Here is a 15,733-nt window from a genome sequence, read left to right as displayed (position 1 = left end):
TTAGATAGTAGCCAACGGCTACAGTGATAACATCCTTGTTAAATTGTTTATATCTGAAATAGTTCATACAGAAGACTCCTTTTTGTTAAAATTATACTATAACTTCAACTTTGCAACAGAACCGTATTATGGAATAGAGATGTTGGTAACATTTATACAGGATCATTATACTTAAGTTTAATTTCGTTATTACAGAACCACACATTCCAACCAGAAGAGAAAGTATGTCTATTTAGTTATGGTTCAGGAGCAGTAGGAGAAATCTTTAGTGGTTCAATCGTTAAAGGATATGACAAAGCATTAGATAAAGAGAAACACTTAAATATGCTAGAATCTAGAGAGCAATTATCAGTCGAAGAATACGAAACATTCTTTAACAGATTTGATAATCAAGAATTTGATTTCGAACGTGAATTGACACAAGATCCATATTCAAAAGTATACTTATACAGTATAGAAGACCATATCAGAACATATAAGATAGAGAAATAAACTAGTGGCCGATTGTGCTTGATGAGCTTGGGACATAAATCCTAACTCGAAATAAATAAGCATATCACTAAACTGATTTTTTAAAGTTTACAGTGATATGCTTATTTTTTTATCTTACGATTTTGTACGTGCATGCTTGCCTAGGGGTATGGCTCGAGCCATTAGTCTCTCGCACATACTATTCCCTCAGGCGTCAGCACTTACAAAATCGGTTGTAATTTTCATTTTTATACGCATTCTTACTGAGATTATACTAATAAGAGGAATAGTAAAAGCAATTCTAAGTAAAATTGCAGATAAGAGGTTTGTTAAAAGCAGTTCTCAGTAAAATTACAGATAAGAGGTACGTTAAAAGCAGTTCTAAGTAAAATTGCAGATAAGAGGTTTGTTAAAAGCAGTTCTAAGTAAAATTGCAGATAAGAGGTACGTTAAAAGCAATTCCATGCAAAATTGCTGATAAGGGGTAAGTTAAAAGCAGTTCTCAGTAAAATTGCAGATAAGAGGTACGTTAAAAGCAGTTCTAGGCAAAATTGCAGATAAGAGGTGCGTTAAAAGCAGTTCTCAGTAAAATTGCTGATAAGGGGTAAGTTAAAAGCAATCCTAAGTAAAATTGCAGATAAGAGGTAAGTTAAAAGCAATCCTAAGTAAAATTGCAGATAAGGGGTACAGAAAAACTAGACTTGATTACAAAATGGAGCTTGGGACATAAATGATTTTTTAAAAATGAGATGAGACGTAGATTAACTCCATAATCAATACGAATCTATCGACTTCTTTATTTATGATATTCATCTCTTTTTAATGGAAATAAAAGTGCGATTAATGTGATAATACAGTTACGTTAATTAAAAAAATAAAAATGCAAGGAGAGGTAATATGCTAACTGTATATGGACATAGAGGATTACCTAGTAAAGCTCCGGAAAATACAATTGCATCATTTAAAGCTGCTTCAGAAGTAGAAGGTATAAACTGGTTGGAGTTAGATGTTGCAATTACAAAAGATGAACAACTGATTATCATTCATGATGATTATTTAGAACGGACTACAAATATGTCCGGGGAAATAACTGAATTGAATTATGATGAAATTAAAGATGCTTCTGCAGGATCTTGGTTTGGTGAAAAATTCAAAGATGAACATTTGCCAACTTTCGATGATGTAGTAAAAATAGCAAATGAATATAATATGAATTTAAATGTAGAATTAAAAGGTATTACTGGACCGAATGGACTAGCACTTTCTAAAAGTATGGTTAAGCAAGTGGAAGAACAATTAACAAACTTAAATCAGAATCAAGAAGTGCTCATTTCAAGCTTTAATGTTGTGCTTGTTAAACTTGCAGAAGAAATCATGCCACAATATAACAGAGCAGTTATATTCCATACAACTTCGTTTCGTGAAGACTGGAGAACACTTTTAGATTACTGTAATGCTAAAATAGTAAACACTGAAGATGCCAAACTTACTAAAGCAAAAGTAAAAATGGTAAAAGAAGCGGGTTATGAATTGAACGTATGGACTGTAAACAAACCAGCACGTGCAAACCAACTTGCTAATTGGGGAGTTGATGGTATCTTTACAGACAATGCAGATAAAATGGTGCATTTGTCTCAATAGAAAGTTAGAGGTGAGTCTTACGTTTCAGTGACGGTAGACTTACCTTTAACATGTTACATACTAAAAAATTAATTTGAATAAGAAAGAGAGACATATATGAAATACGATGATTTTATAGTAGGAGAAACATTCAAAACAAAAAGCCTTCATATTACAGAAGAAGAAATTATCCAATTTGCAACAACTTTTGATCCTCAATATATGCATATAGATAAAGAAAAAGCAGAACAAAGTAGATTTAAAGGTATCATTGCATCTGGCATGCATACACTTTCAATATCATTTAAATTATGGGTAGAAGAAGGTAAATACGGAGAAGAAGTTGTAGCAGGAACACAAATGAATAACGTTAAATTTATTAAACCTGTATACCCAGGTAATACATTGTACGTTATCGCTGAAATTACAAATAAGAAATCCATAAAAAAAGAAAATGGACTCGTTACAGTGTCACTTTCAACATACAATGAAAATGAAGAAATTGTATTTAAGGGAGAAGTAACAGCACTTATTAATAATTCATAATAAAACAGTGAAGCAACCATCGTTACGGATTGCTTCACTGTTTTGTTATTCATCTATATCGTATTTTTTATTACCGTTCTCATATAGCTCATCATACACTTTACCTGAGATTTTGGCATTGTAGCTAGCCATTCCTTTATCTTGTACATCTTTAACATTAATAGCCATCATCATGTTTGGATTATCTTTATCATATGATATAAACCACCCAATTTGTCTGCCAGTTTCTCCTTGTTTCATTTTGAGTTCTGCAGTACCGGATTTGCCAATTAAGTTTGCATAAGATCTATAAATATCTTCTTTATGTGTTTTATTTACGACTTGTTGCATACCATCAGTTAATAGATTGATATTTTCTTTGGAAATAATATTTTTCTTCCAAACTTTGTTTTTCGTGTCTTTTAATAAGTGAGGTGCGTTAATATTGCCATTATTTTCTAATGCGCTATAGATTGAAAGGATCTGTACTGGGTTAATCAGTATTTCACCTTGTCCGTAACCTGAATCAGCTAATAATATTTCATTATCTAAATTTTTGTTTGAAATTTGAGCATTATAAAATGGATAATCACTTGGTATATCTTCACCAACACCTAGTTTTTTCATGCCTTTTTCAAATTTCTTACTGCCTAATTCGAGTGCTACTCTAGCAAAGAAAATGTTATCTGATGATTCTATTGCTTGTTTTAAGTCGATATTACCATTTACCACTTCATATCTTGTAACGTTGTAACCACCCCAAGATTTATCTTTTTGCCAACCTTTACCATCGATTTTATAACTTGTTTTATCGTCTAATGTTTTGTTATTTAACCCAATCATTGCTGTTAATATTTTTTGAGTTGAACCTGGTGAAGTTGTAATCTGGAACTTGTTGAGCAGAGGTTCTTTTTTATCTTCGGTTAATTTATTATATTCTTCGTTACTCATGCCATACATAAATGGATAGACGTCATATGAAGGTGTGCTTACAAGTGCTAATAATTCACCTGTTTGAGGGTGGATAGCAGTACCTGAGCCATAATCATTTTTCATGTTGTTATAAATACTCTTTTGAACTTTAGCATCAATAGTTAGTTGAATATCTTTGCCATCTTTTTTCTTTTTCTCTATTAATGTATGTGCGATTGTATTGCTATTATCGTCAACGATTGTGACACGATAGCCATCTTCATGTTGGAGCTTTTTATCGTAAAGTTTTTCGAGTCCCTTTTTACCAATAACTGCATCATCTTTATAGCCTTTATATTCTTTTTGTTTTAATTCTTCAGAGTTAATGGGACCAACATAACCTAATAGATGTGAAGTCGCTTTTCCTAGAGGATAGTTACGACTTTCTGTTTCATTAGTTGTAAGATGAAATTTTTTTGCGAAATCTCTTAAATATTCATCCATTTTTTTAACGGTTTTAAGTGGAACGAAGGTATCATCTTGTACCCAATTTTGATCCATTTGTTGTTTGATATAGTCTTCAGAAATACTTAGTTCTTTAGCGATTGCTTTATAATCTTTTTTAGATACATTCTTTGGAACGATGCCTATCTCATATGCTGTTCCTGTATTGGCCAATTCCACATTGTTTCGGTCTAAAATTTTACCACGTTCTGATTTTAAATTTTCAATATGTATGCTTTGGTCTTTCTGCATTCCTGGAATAATGACGCTATGATCCCAATCTAACTTCCACATACCATCTTCTTTAACAAAATTAAATTGAACGTTGCGATCAATGTTACCGTAGTTTGTTTTAATTTTATATTGAGCATCTACTCGTTTTTTATTTTTAGATACTTTTTTTATTTTACGATCCTGAATGTTTATATCTTTAACGCCTAAACTATTATATATTTTTATCGGACGTTCAGTCATTTCTACTTCACCATTATCGCTTTTAGAAATATAACTGCTATCTTTATAAACTTGTTTGAAATTTTTATCTTCAATTGCATCAATAGTATTATTAATTTCTTTATCTTTTGAAGCATAAAAATATATACCAAACCCGACAACTACAACTATTAAAATAAGTGGAACAATTTTTATCTTTTTCATCAATATCCTCCTTATATAAGACTACATTTGTAATATATTACAAATGTAGTATTTATGTCAAAATAATGTTATAATTTTTGTGATATGGAGGTGTAGAAGGTGTTATCATCTTTTTTAATGTTAAGTATAATCAGTTCATTGCTCACGATATGTGTAATTTTTTTAGTGAGAATGCTCTATATAAAATATACGGTTCTGTTGCAAAGTTGAATTTATAGTATAATTATAACCAAAAGGAGTCTTCTGTATGAACTATTTCAGATATAAACAATTTAACAAGGATGTTATCACTGTAGCCGTTGGCTACTATCTAAGATATGCATTGAGTTATCGTGATATGTCTGAAATATTAAGGGAACGTGGTGTAAACGTTCATCATTTAACGGTCTAGCGTTGAGTTCAAGAATATGCCCCGATTTTATATCAAATTTGGAAGAAAAAGCATAAAAAAGCTTATTACAAATGGCGTATTGATGAGACGTACATCAAAATAAAAGGAAAATGGAACTATTTATATCGTGCCATTGATACAGAGGGACATACATTAGATATTTGGTTGCGTAAGCAACGAGATAATCATTCAGCATATGTATTTATCAAACGTCTCATTAAACAATTTGGTAAACCTCAAAAGGTAGTTACAGATCAGGCACCTTCAACGAAGGTAGCAATGGCTAAAATAATTAAAGCTTTTAAACTTAAACCTGACTGTCATTGTACATCGAAATATCTGAATAACCTCATTGAGCAAGATCACCGTCATATTAAAGTAAGAAAGACAAGATATCAAAGTATCAATACGGCAAAGAATACTTTAAAAGGTATTGAATGTATTTACGGTCTATATAAAAAGAACCGCAGGTCTCTTCAGATCTGCGGATTTTCGCCATGCCATGAAATTAGCATCATGCTAACAAGTTAACACAAAGTATTATTTTAAAATTGAGATTAGACATTTATTTTTCAACTTTGCAGCAGAACCTAATTTTTTCTCTTTGTAAATAAATGCAAAGAGATACCATAAGGATCTCTTACATAACCATAACCTTCAGTATAGAATTCTGGACTAAATGTTTTCAATACCTCACTGCCTTTTTCTATTAACTGGTCATATACATGTTTAGTTTCTTCTACTTGGTCAAAAGTGAGACAAAGAGATATATTATTACCTTGTGTTATGGGCAAACCTTCAGTGTCATCTGCGATCATAATTTTTATATCTCCAAATTGAAGTACACATTGATCAATTTTATTTAAATCATTTTCGTCAATATTAAGTTTCTTATCTATAGGTCTATCTTTAATACGTTGAATATACAGTGTTTTAGCGCCAAACAGCTCTTCATACAACTTTTTTAAACCCTCTGCATTTTGAGTGATTAAAAAATATGGACTTACTTGAAATTTCATGTTTTTTCCTCCTTAGATTTGTTATAAATAGAGTATATACTTAATTAGTGTCATCTATTGACACTAAAAGGAGAATAATAATGAAAAAATCTGTTAGATTATATAATATGATTGAATATTGTAATGAAAATAGGAACTTCAAATTAAATGATTTAATGTCAGAATTTAATATTTCTCGTAGTACCGCTTTAAGGGATATAAAAGAAATTGAAGCATTAGGAGTACCTTTATATAGTAATCCAGGGAAAAATGGTGGTTATACGATCATAGGTAATCGAGACCAAACGAAAATAGCAATCTCAGATGAAGAGTTGAAAGCTTTAGTATTTACACTTTCGAGTATTTCAAATGTGAGTAATCTACCTTTTCAAACAGAATATCAAGAAATATTAAAAAAATTATATAATAACTCGAATAAAAAAGAGTTAATAAACCAATATAATGATCTATTTCAATATTTTAATGAAGATAAGTATCAGTTCAAAAGTTATAAGTTATTTAATGAAATCATTAGATTGATAATTGAGAATAAGTCTTTTGAAACCTGTTATTCACAAAACTATATTAAAGAACAATATAAAGGTATTGGCATTATGTATAAAAATCATCAATGGTATTTTGTTGTAGCTAATATAGAATCAAAGTTAGTGAATCTATTAAATATTTCGAAAATAAAAGAACTATATGAAATGGGAGAGACTCAAGAGTGTAATGATATAACTATGCAGAATTTTCAACAGTTCATGGTTAAAAATGAAACAGCTATTGATATTCTTATTAGAAGCAATGTTATGGGATTGAATATCTTGAAAGGCTACCTGTGGAGTGACTATATGATTGAAAATATTGACGAAGAGACATATTTATTTAAATCAAAAGTGAACGCGAAAGATATAGATTTTATAGCTAAGTTAATTGTCACAGGTGGTGTCAATGTAAAAGTAGAGACCCCTAATAGTTTGAAAAATGCTGTTAAAGTTGAATTAACTAAAATAATAAACATGTATTAATAGTAATTTAATCATAATTGTAATAACAAAAAGATGACAACATTAAACAATTTAAATTTATACAAAAAAGCATTACCAAATTTAAAATTGGGTAGTGGTAGTGCTACAGCATACATAAATAGTTATAATTAAATAAAGATGGGTCAATGAAGGTGAATTAAGTGAATAAAAATATTACAGCTCTAAAATCTACTGAAAATACTACATATATGCAGTATACGGTTCATATCGATGATCAAATTATAAATAATATAAAAGAGTGTACCAAAAAGTTTAAAATTTTGCCTATGGAAGATAAAATTCCATTATCACCGTTGTTACAACCAGAATATGCAGGAGAGGTACAAGATTTTATTAGTACATATGAGCAGTTTATGATTAATTTTGGTAAAGTAATATTGGATAGTCAAGGCATAAAAATACAGTTTGAAAGTGAATCATTAAGTAGTATTCAACGAGGCATTCAAGAACATTGTTACTTAAATGAGCGAACAAATGACATTGATGTGACTAAAGAATGGTATTTATGCAAATTTTCAAATCAAATATTAGAAGAGGATAAAAATCAATTGTATAATGCTTTAAAGCAACTCATGAATGATTCTAAAAATAAAAAGCAAGCTTTTCAAGAGGTGTTTAAGGTTCATATTGATATTTATCTCTACAATAAAGAAAAATCTGAATATAAGTATCAAGTATCTAGTTATTTCAATCTTGTAAAAGAAAATCCTAAAATAACTTATAAAAAAAGACATTTACAAGAGAAACAAGGTGTCAAGGGTACAACTTTCACGAACAAATTAAAATTATTGAACAAAATGTATGGTGTAGATGTTGCAAAATATCAGCCATTTTATAATTCTAATAATCCTGAATATGAAAGAGGTCAATTTGGTGAAAGATACATTTCTCAAAGATCTAACTATGAATTTAATAGACTTCAATATCAAATTATAGATATGTTATCGAAAATACTTGATAAGCATCCATTACCAAAGTCAGATAATAATTATAAACATATTCCAACTATTGAAAAAGCAATATTAAGTGGGGATTCTCATAGTTTTTATGAGTATTTTGAAGATATAATGAAAGAAATTATAAGTATGGAAAATTCTTCTTTAAAGGAAAAATTATTGACTGATTTTACATATCAATCTCAATGTAGATGGTACTCTGAAAGTGAAAAATTAAAATTGCAACTTGAAAGTTTTATGCATAAAGTTTTGGAGAGCAATTATTATGAGGGTAACAAATTATATAGAATGTTGTCTCATGCAATTGAAGAAACAATCAATGAGGCTGATGAAGATAAGGTTCATTTCAATTATTTTAAAGATTATTTTTTGACAGACGGTGGGGTGAAGAATTGGGAGCAGATTAGCGAGAAAATTACTGAATTCAATGGTAAAGTTATTAACGATATCCAAAATGAATATAATAAGATTCAATTTAATAACGCAAATCGAAATCAGAAACTAAACTTTAATTATTTATACCATTGCTTTGAGTTTAGTAATAACTTAGTAAAAGCAAGGGTAAATGGAAATAGAGGTTACATTTTATATTTTGTAGATAAATATAAAATAAAAATGCCCTTTTTGGATCAATTATTAATCAATTATTTGAATCAAGAAATAGGTCAGGAAAGTATTAATTATAATATGCAAACATTGTTTGAAAAAGAAAGATATGATAGAAGTAGTACCATTGAAAAATTAGTAGCAACAAGCAAATTTAAGTATGAAAAAGATGATTCAGATTTATTCAAACAACTTTTCAATGATGTTGAAAATTCAATAGACAGATTAGGTATTTACTTACTAAATAATGGTATAAATTCGAATGATGAAAATGCAAGATATTATAGATCGTTTTTAAAGGAACTTAGTAGAATAAAAAGTAAATTAACGCCATTTTCTCTTGAAATAAGTAAGTCTAGCGGAAGAGAGCAACATTATCCTGATGATGCTATTGATGATAAAGATGAGAGAAGAAAAAATAAAGAAGAAACATATCATGCTTTTGATGATAAAAGCGATATTGACTCCAAATTAAAGAATAAAATAAATGTTTCTATCGATAATTTATTGTCAGTTAAAATTAAGAGCAATTTGTATGATATTAGTCCAAATACAAAAAAACAATAACTATAATGAGCCAACTCAAGAATGAGTTGGCTTTTTAATTGTAATTTTACGCTTCCATTACAGGAATCAATGTTATGGAAGCCATTAAGCAATTAATTTGAGTCATTTATAGTATAGGTACAACGTTGTGATGTTCACATGATAATCAGCCCGGGAGATTATTGTGTAATAACTTATAGAAGGAGCAAATCACCATGTATCAAGCAAATATACGTGATTTAATTACAAAATTGCCTCAAAGCAATAAAACAGAACACTTTTTAATGAACAAATTTTCAAATCAAGATAAAGTTCAGCAGCTACAAAGACAAATTAGCCAACAGCTAGATCAACAATATAATGAGCTTTTGGCTAATGAAAAAGCTAAGCTAGACCAATACGTGGAAGTACACCATAATTTAGAACCATTAAAGAAAGAGATTGAATCAGAATCTATTAACCTTGATACCGATAAATTACCTGATATCAAAGCGACAATGCTTGAAAAGGCTAAGAACGATGAACATTTTGATAAAATCGAACAGCTATTTGATAGATTAGATCAGTCATTAAATGGTACGAATCGATTATATACGCAATTATCGTTGATTGGCACACGAACACATCGGATCACAACGAAAAGATTTAATGTTCAAGGCTTGCCTAAATTAGTCCAACAAATGATTTTACCTTCGCAATTTAAAAAGGTTTATACAATAGATTTTAAATCATTCGAACCATCAGTTGCTGCGTATATGACACAAGACGAACAACTGATTGACTACTTGAATCATGAAGAAGGGTTATACGATGCATTACTGAGAGACTTATCTTTGTCAAAAGAGAAGCGCGTGAGTGTGAAACGTGCATTTATAGGGTCATTTCTTTTTGGCGGTCGTTATAGTAGCTCTAAATTCAAAATCAATCAAGAGGTTAGTGAAATTAACTGGCTACAAGTAATGAGCAAATTCAAGAAGGTCATTGAATTTAAGGAGCAAGTCGAAAAATATAAAACAATGCCTACGCCTTACGGCATTGAACATGATATGAGCGCATTTCAAGGTAGTAGTATTATGGCAATTTATGTACAAACGGTAGCAAGCTATATTTTCAAGCACATTTTGTTGGAAGTGTACAAAGCACAGTGCGAAAAAAAAACGTTCAAGATTATAGTGCCGATACACGATGCGATTATGATTGAATGTAATGATAAGGGGATTGCACAAAATGTAGCACAGCTCATGAAAGATACAGCTAATCAACTGTTTAATGGTGAATTTGCACATGTGACAGTGGAAGCTTTAGGAGGTATAGACAATGAATAATGATAGAGGAAAAAGTCTTCAAATTCCCCAAAGTACATTGTTAAAAGAAGGATCTATATACGTTGCTACGTTACATTCTGTGTACGAGAAGAACTTCTCAGGTGATATTAAACATCAGTTTACGTATGAAGTAGAACTTAACCAAGAAACGCACTATGTAAATCGCAATATTACCGTAAAATCTATGAGTCACCAATTATCAATTGCTGATTGGATTAAACGTCACAGTAACTATAACGTAAACCACATTAATTATGATCCATACATTGATCGAAAACATTTGGTCCTTGTAGGGCAATATAACGGAAATTATTATATTCAAGATGTAGCACCATTAGATGAATTTGGAGGGGTATTGTAATGAATCATATTTTAGAAATGTTAATAAAATTATTAAAAGTGGGTATGGAGGCAATCGACCGTAAAGGTCTGATTGCCATCCTAACAAGTAGTATTGGAAATGATGAAATGGATGATTCTGAACAAGCTGTAATGGTGTATAACGAGCTTATCGATAAGCTACAGCTTAACATTCCTAAAGATGTCGACTATAGACCTAACATATACAGTTATTTTGGTATTCAAAAAAAGCCAAATGACACAATATTAGTGGAAATGATGATATGTATTTTTCATATCAAGCGTTTTGATTCAGAGTTGTTTGTTTTCAAAGATAAAGGTTGGCAAAAGGTAAGTGAAGATGAATTGCAAGGGTTGATATCTAAAATGATACAAGTGTTGCTAGTTGATTATAAACCTTCACTAAGTACTTTGAAAAACGTAGTAGATGGCATACAGAAATCAACGGACATAGAAAAACTTGTTGAGCATAGACAGTACATTGGTTGTGGACGAAATATGTTCAATCTAAAGACCTTTAAAGTGGTTGATAATGACCTTGAAATATTCCCTAAAACACGCTTAGATTTGGAATTAGATATAAATGACACGATTACGGACAAGATACCCCCGAATTTCAAACAATATATGTTAGAGTTGGCGAATTATGACCATGATTTACAATATTTCCTTTTCCAACATATGGCAGTGTTATTGACGGCAGATACTAAACTACGTCGTGGACTTTTTTTGTATGGAACTGCAAAAAATGGGAAATCGGTCTATATTAAATTAGTTAAGTCATTCTTTTATAGTAATGATATCGTATCTAAAACACTTAATGAACTTGGCGGGCGTTTCGATAAGGAAAGTCTAATTGGTAAACGAATTATGGCAAGTGATGAAGTGGGGAAAGCTAATATTGATGAAGCAACTGTGAATGATTTCAAAAAATTACTATCTGTTGAACCAATTCATGCTGACCGTAAAGGAAGAACGCAAGTAGAAGTTACTTTAGATTTAAAACTCATTTTTAATACGAATGCTGTACTCAATTTTCCATCATCACATGCAAAAGCATTAGAGCGTAGAATTGCTGTTATTCCATGTGAATATTATGTTGAAAAAGCTGACCCTGACTTAATTGAAAAGTTACAGGATGAAAAGAAAGAAATCTTTCTTTACTTGATGTATGTGTATAAGCAAATTGTAAAAAATGATATCGAGTACCTCCAAAATGATCGTGTTACTGAAATTTCTCATGATTGGTTAAATTTTGGATATGAATTTGTTTCTAGTAAATCAGCAAATATTGCACATCAGAAAGCGTGTATTAATTTACTCAGAAAACTTATAGAAATCAAACCAGGGTCACGTATCAAAGTGTCTAGGCTAAATGAGGTTATTAGAGATGAAATTAAAGTAAGCTCTCAAGTTATTAATGATTTGGTTCAAGCTAACTTTAATGTACAAAGTAGACTAAATAATGGTTATAAGTATTGGGTCGATTTAGGATGGAAAGAAACTGATAAAAAAGATGACATGATTTCATTCGATAAAAATGAGAATGTAACAGATGATGAATTCTTATACGAAGATGATTTGAACTTAGGTTGGGAGGACTTTGACGATGAATAATGAACAAATTGAAGCATTTGTAGAAGTGCTTGTGCCTATCATAGAAGAACGTATCAATAAAGGTAAGTAATCTAATTACGTACTACAGGCAGTTGCCTGTAGTACTCATATGATTAAGTGGTAAAAGTGATAAAAATGAAACGAAATTATAAATATATATTATCTATATGTTGTTACAAGACCGATGGTCTGTAGCAATAATCTAATAAAAGGAGCGGTATGATATGAAGGGTAAAATTGCACTTTATTCACGTGTTAGTACGTCTGAGCAGTCAGAACATGGTTATTCTGAAAAGGAGCAGGAACAACTACTCATCAAAGAAGTTATGAAAAATTTCCCAGGTTATGACTATGAGACATATACTGACTCAGGCATTTCAGGTAAAAATATTGAAGGTCGTCCGGCAATGAAACGTCTATTACAAGATGTTAAGGATAATAAAATCGAAATGGTATTAAGTTGGAAATTGAATCGTATTTCTCGCTCAATGAGAGACGTGTTTAATATTATTCATGAATTCAAAGAACATGACGTAGGGTATAAATCGATTTCTGAGAATATTGATACATCCAATGCTTCTGGAGAAGTACTCGTTACAATGTTTGGACTAATAGGATCTATAGAACGCCAGACTTTGATTTCCAATGTGAAACTTTCTATGAATGCTAAGGCAAGGAGCGGAGAGGCAATCACCGGTCGTGTTTTAGGCTACAAATTATCACTTAATCCATTGACACAGAAAAATGATTTAGTTATTGATGAAAATGAAGCTCATATTGTACGGGAAATCTTTGATTTATATTTGAATCACAATAAAGGATTTAAAGCAATCACGACAATTCTAAATCAAAAAGGATATCGTACCATTAATCAAAAACCATTTTCAGTGTTTGGCGTGAAATACATTTTGAATAATCCAGTCTATAAAGGCTATGTCAGATTCAATAATCATCAAAATTGGGCTGTTCAGCGAAGAAGTGGTAAAAGTGATAAAAATGATGTGATATTGGTCAAAGGTAAGCATGAAGCCATTATAAGTGAAGATGTATTTGATCAAGTTCATGAGAAACTAGCTTCTAAAAGTTTTAAACCGGGTCGACCTATTGGTGGAGATTTCTACTTACGTGGCCTTATTAAATGCCCAGAATGCGGAAATAATATGGTATGTCGACGGACGTATTATAAAACGAAAAAGTCCAAAGAACGCACAATCAAACGCTATTACATTTGTTCATTATTCAATCGCTCAGGAAGTTCTGCCTGTCATAGTAATGCGATTAATGCTGAAGTCGTCGAACGCGTAATCAATGTTCATTTGAATCGTATTCTTTCACAACCTAATGTTATTAAGCAGATTGCGTCAAGTGTGATAGAAGAACTGAAACAAAAGCATAGTAAACAAACAGAAATAAAATATGATATTGATAGTCTAGAAAAACAAAAAGCAAAAGTTAAAACACAACAAGAACGATTATTGGAATTGTTCTTAGATGATGAAATGGATAGCGAAATGTTAAAAGCTAAACAAAGTGAAATGAATCAACAGTTAGAAGTATTAGACCAACAAATTAAAGAAGCAAAACAAGCAAATCAATCACAGGATGATATACCCAATTTTGATAAGTTAAAAGCACGACTCATTTTGATGATAACACGATTCAGTGTGTACTTAAGAAAGGCTACACCCGAAGCTAAAAATCAACTTATGAAAATGTTAATTGATTCAATTGAAATTACGACAGATAAACAAGTAAAACTTGTAAGGTATAAAATTGATGAAAGTCTTATCCCTCAATCTTTGAAAAAAGATTGGGGGTCTTTTTTTATGCCCAAATTCCAATTTGAAATATATGGTCAAAATGATTATTTCATCGACCAAATTACCACTTTTACCACTTAATCATATTAGTGATAGAAGTGAGGGAAATGAACTGAATATCAGATATATATTATAAAAATGATGTGATAAATGTGTGCATCAATCAAATACACTAGGAGGTCATAATTATGACATTGGAACAACAAGTCAAAAACTATATTACGAATCTATTCAAATTACCCAAAGACGAGGTGTGGGACTGTGAAGCAATTGATGAAGTTGCTGATAATATCATACCTGATCAATATGTAAGACTCGGGTCAAAGAAGTATTGGATATGTTAGAAACAAGCAATAAAAAGGTTAGCATTCTGACAAATCCTCAAACAAATGAGATGATGCACCCGTTGAATCTCTTTGCCAGAAAAGCATGGACAATCAAATCATTAAAGGAAATGAAAATAAATAATTTATGACACTTTCTTATTAGTTAGTTATTTTAAAAAGTCTTTATTATCAAAATAAATATAGAGAAGTTTTGTAAATTTGATATATAATGATAACAAACGAAGTGTAAATGCATCGCTTATTATATCATTAGTGATATTATTGGTAATTTTATTAGCAGTAGGATTAGATACAGCAAGTCATATGTATCAGGTTGATTGAAGATATGTAGACCTCTAAAAAGTCTAGCAGCAGTTTATTATATCGTCGTAGTTTGGGGTTACTAATTTAAAATAATAAGGGGAGATAAAATGAAAAATTTATTAATGGTCTTAGCATCAGTAGCTTTATTAGCAGTTATCTTAGCGGCAGGAGTATTTGGATATAAGAGTTTTACAGATATTAATAATAGTAAAGAAGATAAGAACGGAGAGGAAGTAAAATCAAATAAAGAAAAAGAGTCTAAAAAAGAAGCAAAAAAAGAGCAAAAAAATGAAGAACAGAATGTTGAAGAATCAACTGAATTAGCACAAGAACAAACTGTAGAGAAAAATAAAGAACTAGATGTAAATGCGGAAATTGCTAAAGCAGATAAAGATGGTGACGGTGTTGCAACAAGAGATGAAATGACACCAGAATTATGGGAATTAACCAGACAAGGAAAGTTCCAACCAACTTCTCGTGAAATATATTATCAAGATCCAAACGCAAGTGAAAAAGATGATGAGCCAGTAACAGATAATGAAGTTAACAATATTGATGATGAAGAAGAACGTGGAGATGTAGGTATGGACATGGAGCAACAACAAAGAAACATTGATGCTCTTAAGGAATCAGAATAAAATAATAAGGAAAGTAATTATTTAAAATATCAATGATGATAAACATCCTAAATGCCCTTTATGAAAAATATTATGGATGCCGACT

11 protein-coding genes and 6 pseudogenes are annotated in these 15,733 nt (G+C 30.7%); 14 read left to right on the top strand and 3 right to left on the bottom strand.

The genetic code is table 11. The features are described from left to right. Positions 1–67: pseudogene (locus JVV30_RS02990) on the bottom strand (IS6 family transposase); the annotation flags it as partial. A 62-nt stretch (positions 68–129) separates the two neighbouring features. Between JVV30_RS02990 and JVV30_RS02985 the strand changes: the two are divergent. The 3 genes and pseudogenes from JVV30_RS02985 to JVV30_RS02975 all read left to right on the top strand — a co-directional run. Then, positions 130–492, top strand: a pseudogene (locus tag JVV30_RS02985) (hydroxymethylglutaryl-CoA synthase); the annotation flags it as partial. Positions 493–1,368: 876 nt separating this feature from the next. Beyond that, positions 1,369–2,112: a glycerophosphoryl diester phosphodiesterase gene (locus JVV30_RS02980; RefSeq protein ID WP_000958858.1), complete on the top strand. Its 744-nt coding sequence runs from the start codon at positions 1,369–1,371 to the stop codon at positions 2,110–2,112. 96 nt (positions 2,113–2,208) lie between these two features. Further along, the gene (locus JVV30_RS02975; protein ID WP_000872606.1) at positions 2,209–2,637 is read left to right on the top strand and encodes a MaoC family dehydratase; all 429 of its coding nucleotides are present in this window, start codon (positions 2,209–2,211) and stop codon (positions 2,635–2,637) included. A gap of 45 nt (positions 2,638–2,682) precedes the next feature. Here JVV30_RS02975 and mecA read toward each other — a convergent pair whose 3' ends face one another. Next, positions 2,683–4,692 (bottom strand): PBP2a family beta-lactam-resistant peptidoglycan transpeptidase MecA, encoded by a 2,010-nt coding sequence (gene mecA, locus JVV30_RS02970; RefSeq protein WP_063852638.1) that lies wholly within the window; start codon positions 4,690–4,692, stop codon positions 2,683–2,685. Positions 4,693–4,788: 96 nt separating this feature from the next. Here mecA and JVV30_RS13470 point away from each other — a divergent pair. Together JVV30_RS13470 and JVV30_RS02960 are read left to right on the top strand one after the other, a co-directional pair. Further along, positions 4,789–4,896: pseudogene (locus JVV30_RS13470) on the top strand (beta-lactam sensor/signal transducer MecR1); the annotation flags it as partial. 40 nt (positions 4,897–4,936) lie between these two features. Continuing rightward, positions 4,937–5,611, top strand: a pseudogene (locus tag JVV30_RS02960) (IS6 family transposase). Between the two features lie 59 nt (positions 5,612–5,670). Here JVV30_RS02960 and JVV30_RS02955 read toward each other — a convergent pair. Next, positions 5,671–6,099 (bottom strand): VOC family protein, encoded by a 429-nt coding sequence (locus JVV30_RS02955; RefSeq protein ID WP_000671996.1) that lies wholly within the window; start codon positions 6,097–6,099, stop codon positions 5,671–5,673. A gap of 80 nt (positions 6,100–6,179) precedes the next feature. Between JVV30_RS02955 and JVV30_RS02950 the strand changes: the two genes are divergently transcribed. From JVV30_RS02950 to JVV30_RS02915, 9 genes and pseudogenes are all read left to right on the top strand, one after another. After that, on the top strand, positions 6,180–7,109 hold the full coding sequence (locus JVV30_RS02950) for a helix-turn-helix transcriptional regulator (RefSeq protein WP_000750311.1): 930 nt from the start codon (positions 6,180–6,182) through the stop codon (positions 7,107–7,109). A gap of 39 nt (positions 7,110–7,148) precedes the next feature. Continuing rightward, a pseudogene (locus JVV30_RS13535) lies at positions 7,149–7,241 on the top strand (LEM-3-like GIY-YIG domain-containing protein); the annotation flags it as partial. Between the two features lie 29 nt (positions 7,242–7,270). Further along, complete coding sequence (locus tag JVV30_RS02945) at positions 7,271–9,259, top strand: hypothetical protein (protein WP_001038847.1); 1,989 nt, start codon at positions 7,271–7,273, stop codon at positions 9,257–9,259. Between the two features lie 194 nt (positions 9,260–9,453). Next, complete coding sequence (locus JVV30_RS02940; protein ID WP_000283873.1) at positions 9,454–10,563, top strand: DNA polymerase; 1,110 nt, start codon at positions 9,454–9,456, stop codon at positions 10,561–10,563. Continuing rightward, positions 10,556–10,924, top strand: coding sequence for a hypothetical protein (locus JVV30_RS02935; RefSeq protein WP_001058155.1), 369 nt, complete (start codon positions 10,556–10,558; stop codon positions 10,922–10,924). The genes JVV30_RS02940 and JVV30_RS02935 overlap by 8 nt, the downstream gene beginning before the upstream one ends. Then, the gene (locus JVV30_RS02930; protein ID WP_001015575.1) at positions 10,924–12,540 is read left to right on the top strand and encodes a DUF5906 domain-containing protein; all 1,617 of its coding nucleotides are present in this window, start codon (positions 10,924–10,926) and stop codon (positions 12,538–12,540) included. The genes JVV30_RS02935 and JVV30_RS02930 overlap by 1 nt, the downstream gene beginning before the upstream one ends. 224 nt (positions 12,541–12,764) lie before the next feature. After that, positions 12,765–14,441 (top strand): cassette chromosome recombinase CcrC, encoded by a 1,677-nt coding sequence (gene ccrC, locus JVV30_RS02925; RefSeq protein WP_070677204.1) that lies wholly within the window; start codon positions 12,765–12,767, stop codon positions 14,439–14,441. Positions 14,442–14,548: 107 nt separating this feature from the next. Continuing rightward, a pseudogene (locus JVV30_RS02920) lies at positions 14,549–14,680 on the top strand (SAUGI family uracil-DNA glycosylase inhibitor); the annotation flags it as partial. 437 nt (positions 14,681–15,117) lie between these two features. Beyond that, positions 15,118–15,648: a hypothetical protein gene (locus JVV30_RS02915; RefSeq protein WP_053038301.1), complete on the top strand. Its 531-nt coding sequence runs from the start codon at positions 15,118–15,120 to the stop codon at positions 15,646–15,648. The last annotated feature ends 85 nt before the right edge of the window (positions 15,649–15,733 follow it).

Origin of the sequence: Staphylococcus sp. GDY8P47P (genome assembly GCF_016892225.1) — a bacterium.
Lineage (GTDB): Bacteria > Bacillota > Bacilli > Staphylococcales > Staphylococcaceae > Staphylococcus > Staphylococcus borealis.
Note: the sequence above shows the minus strand (reverse complement) of the source record. Positions and strands in the feature narration are given on the sequence as shown.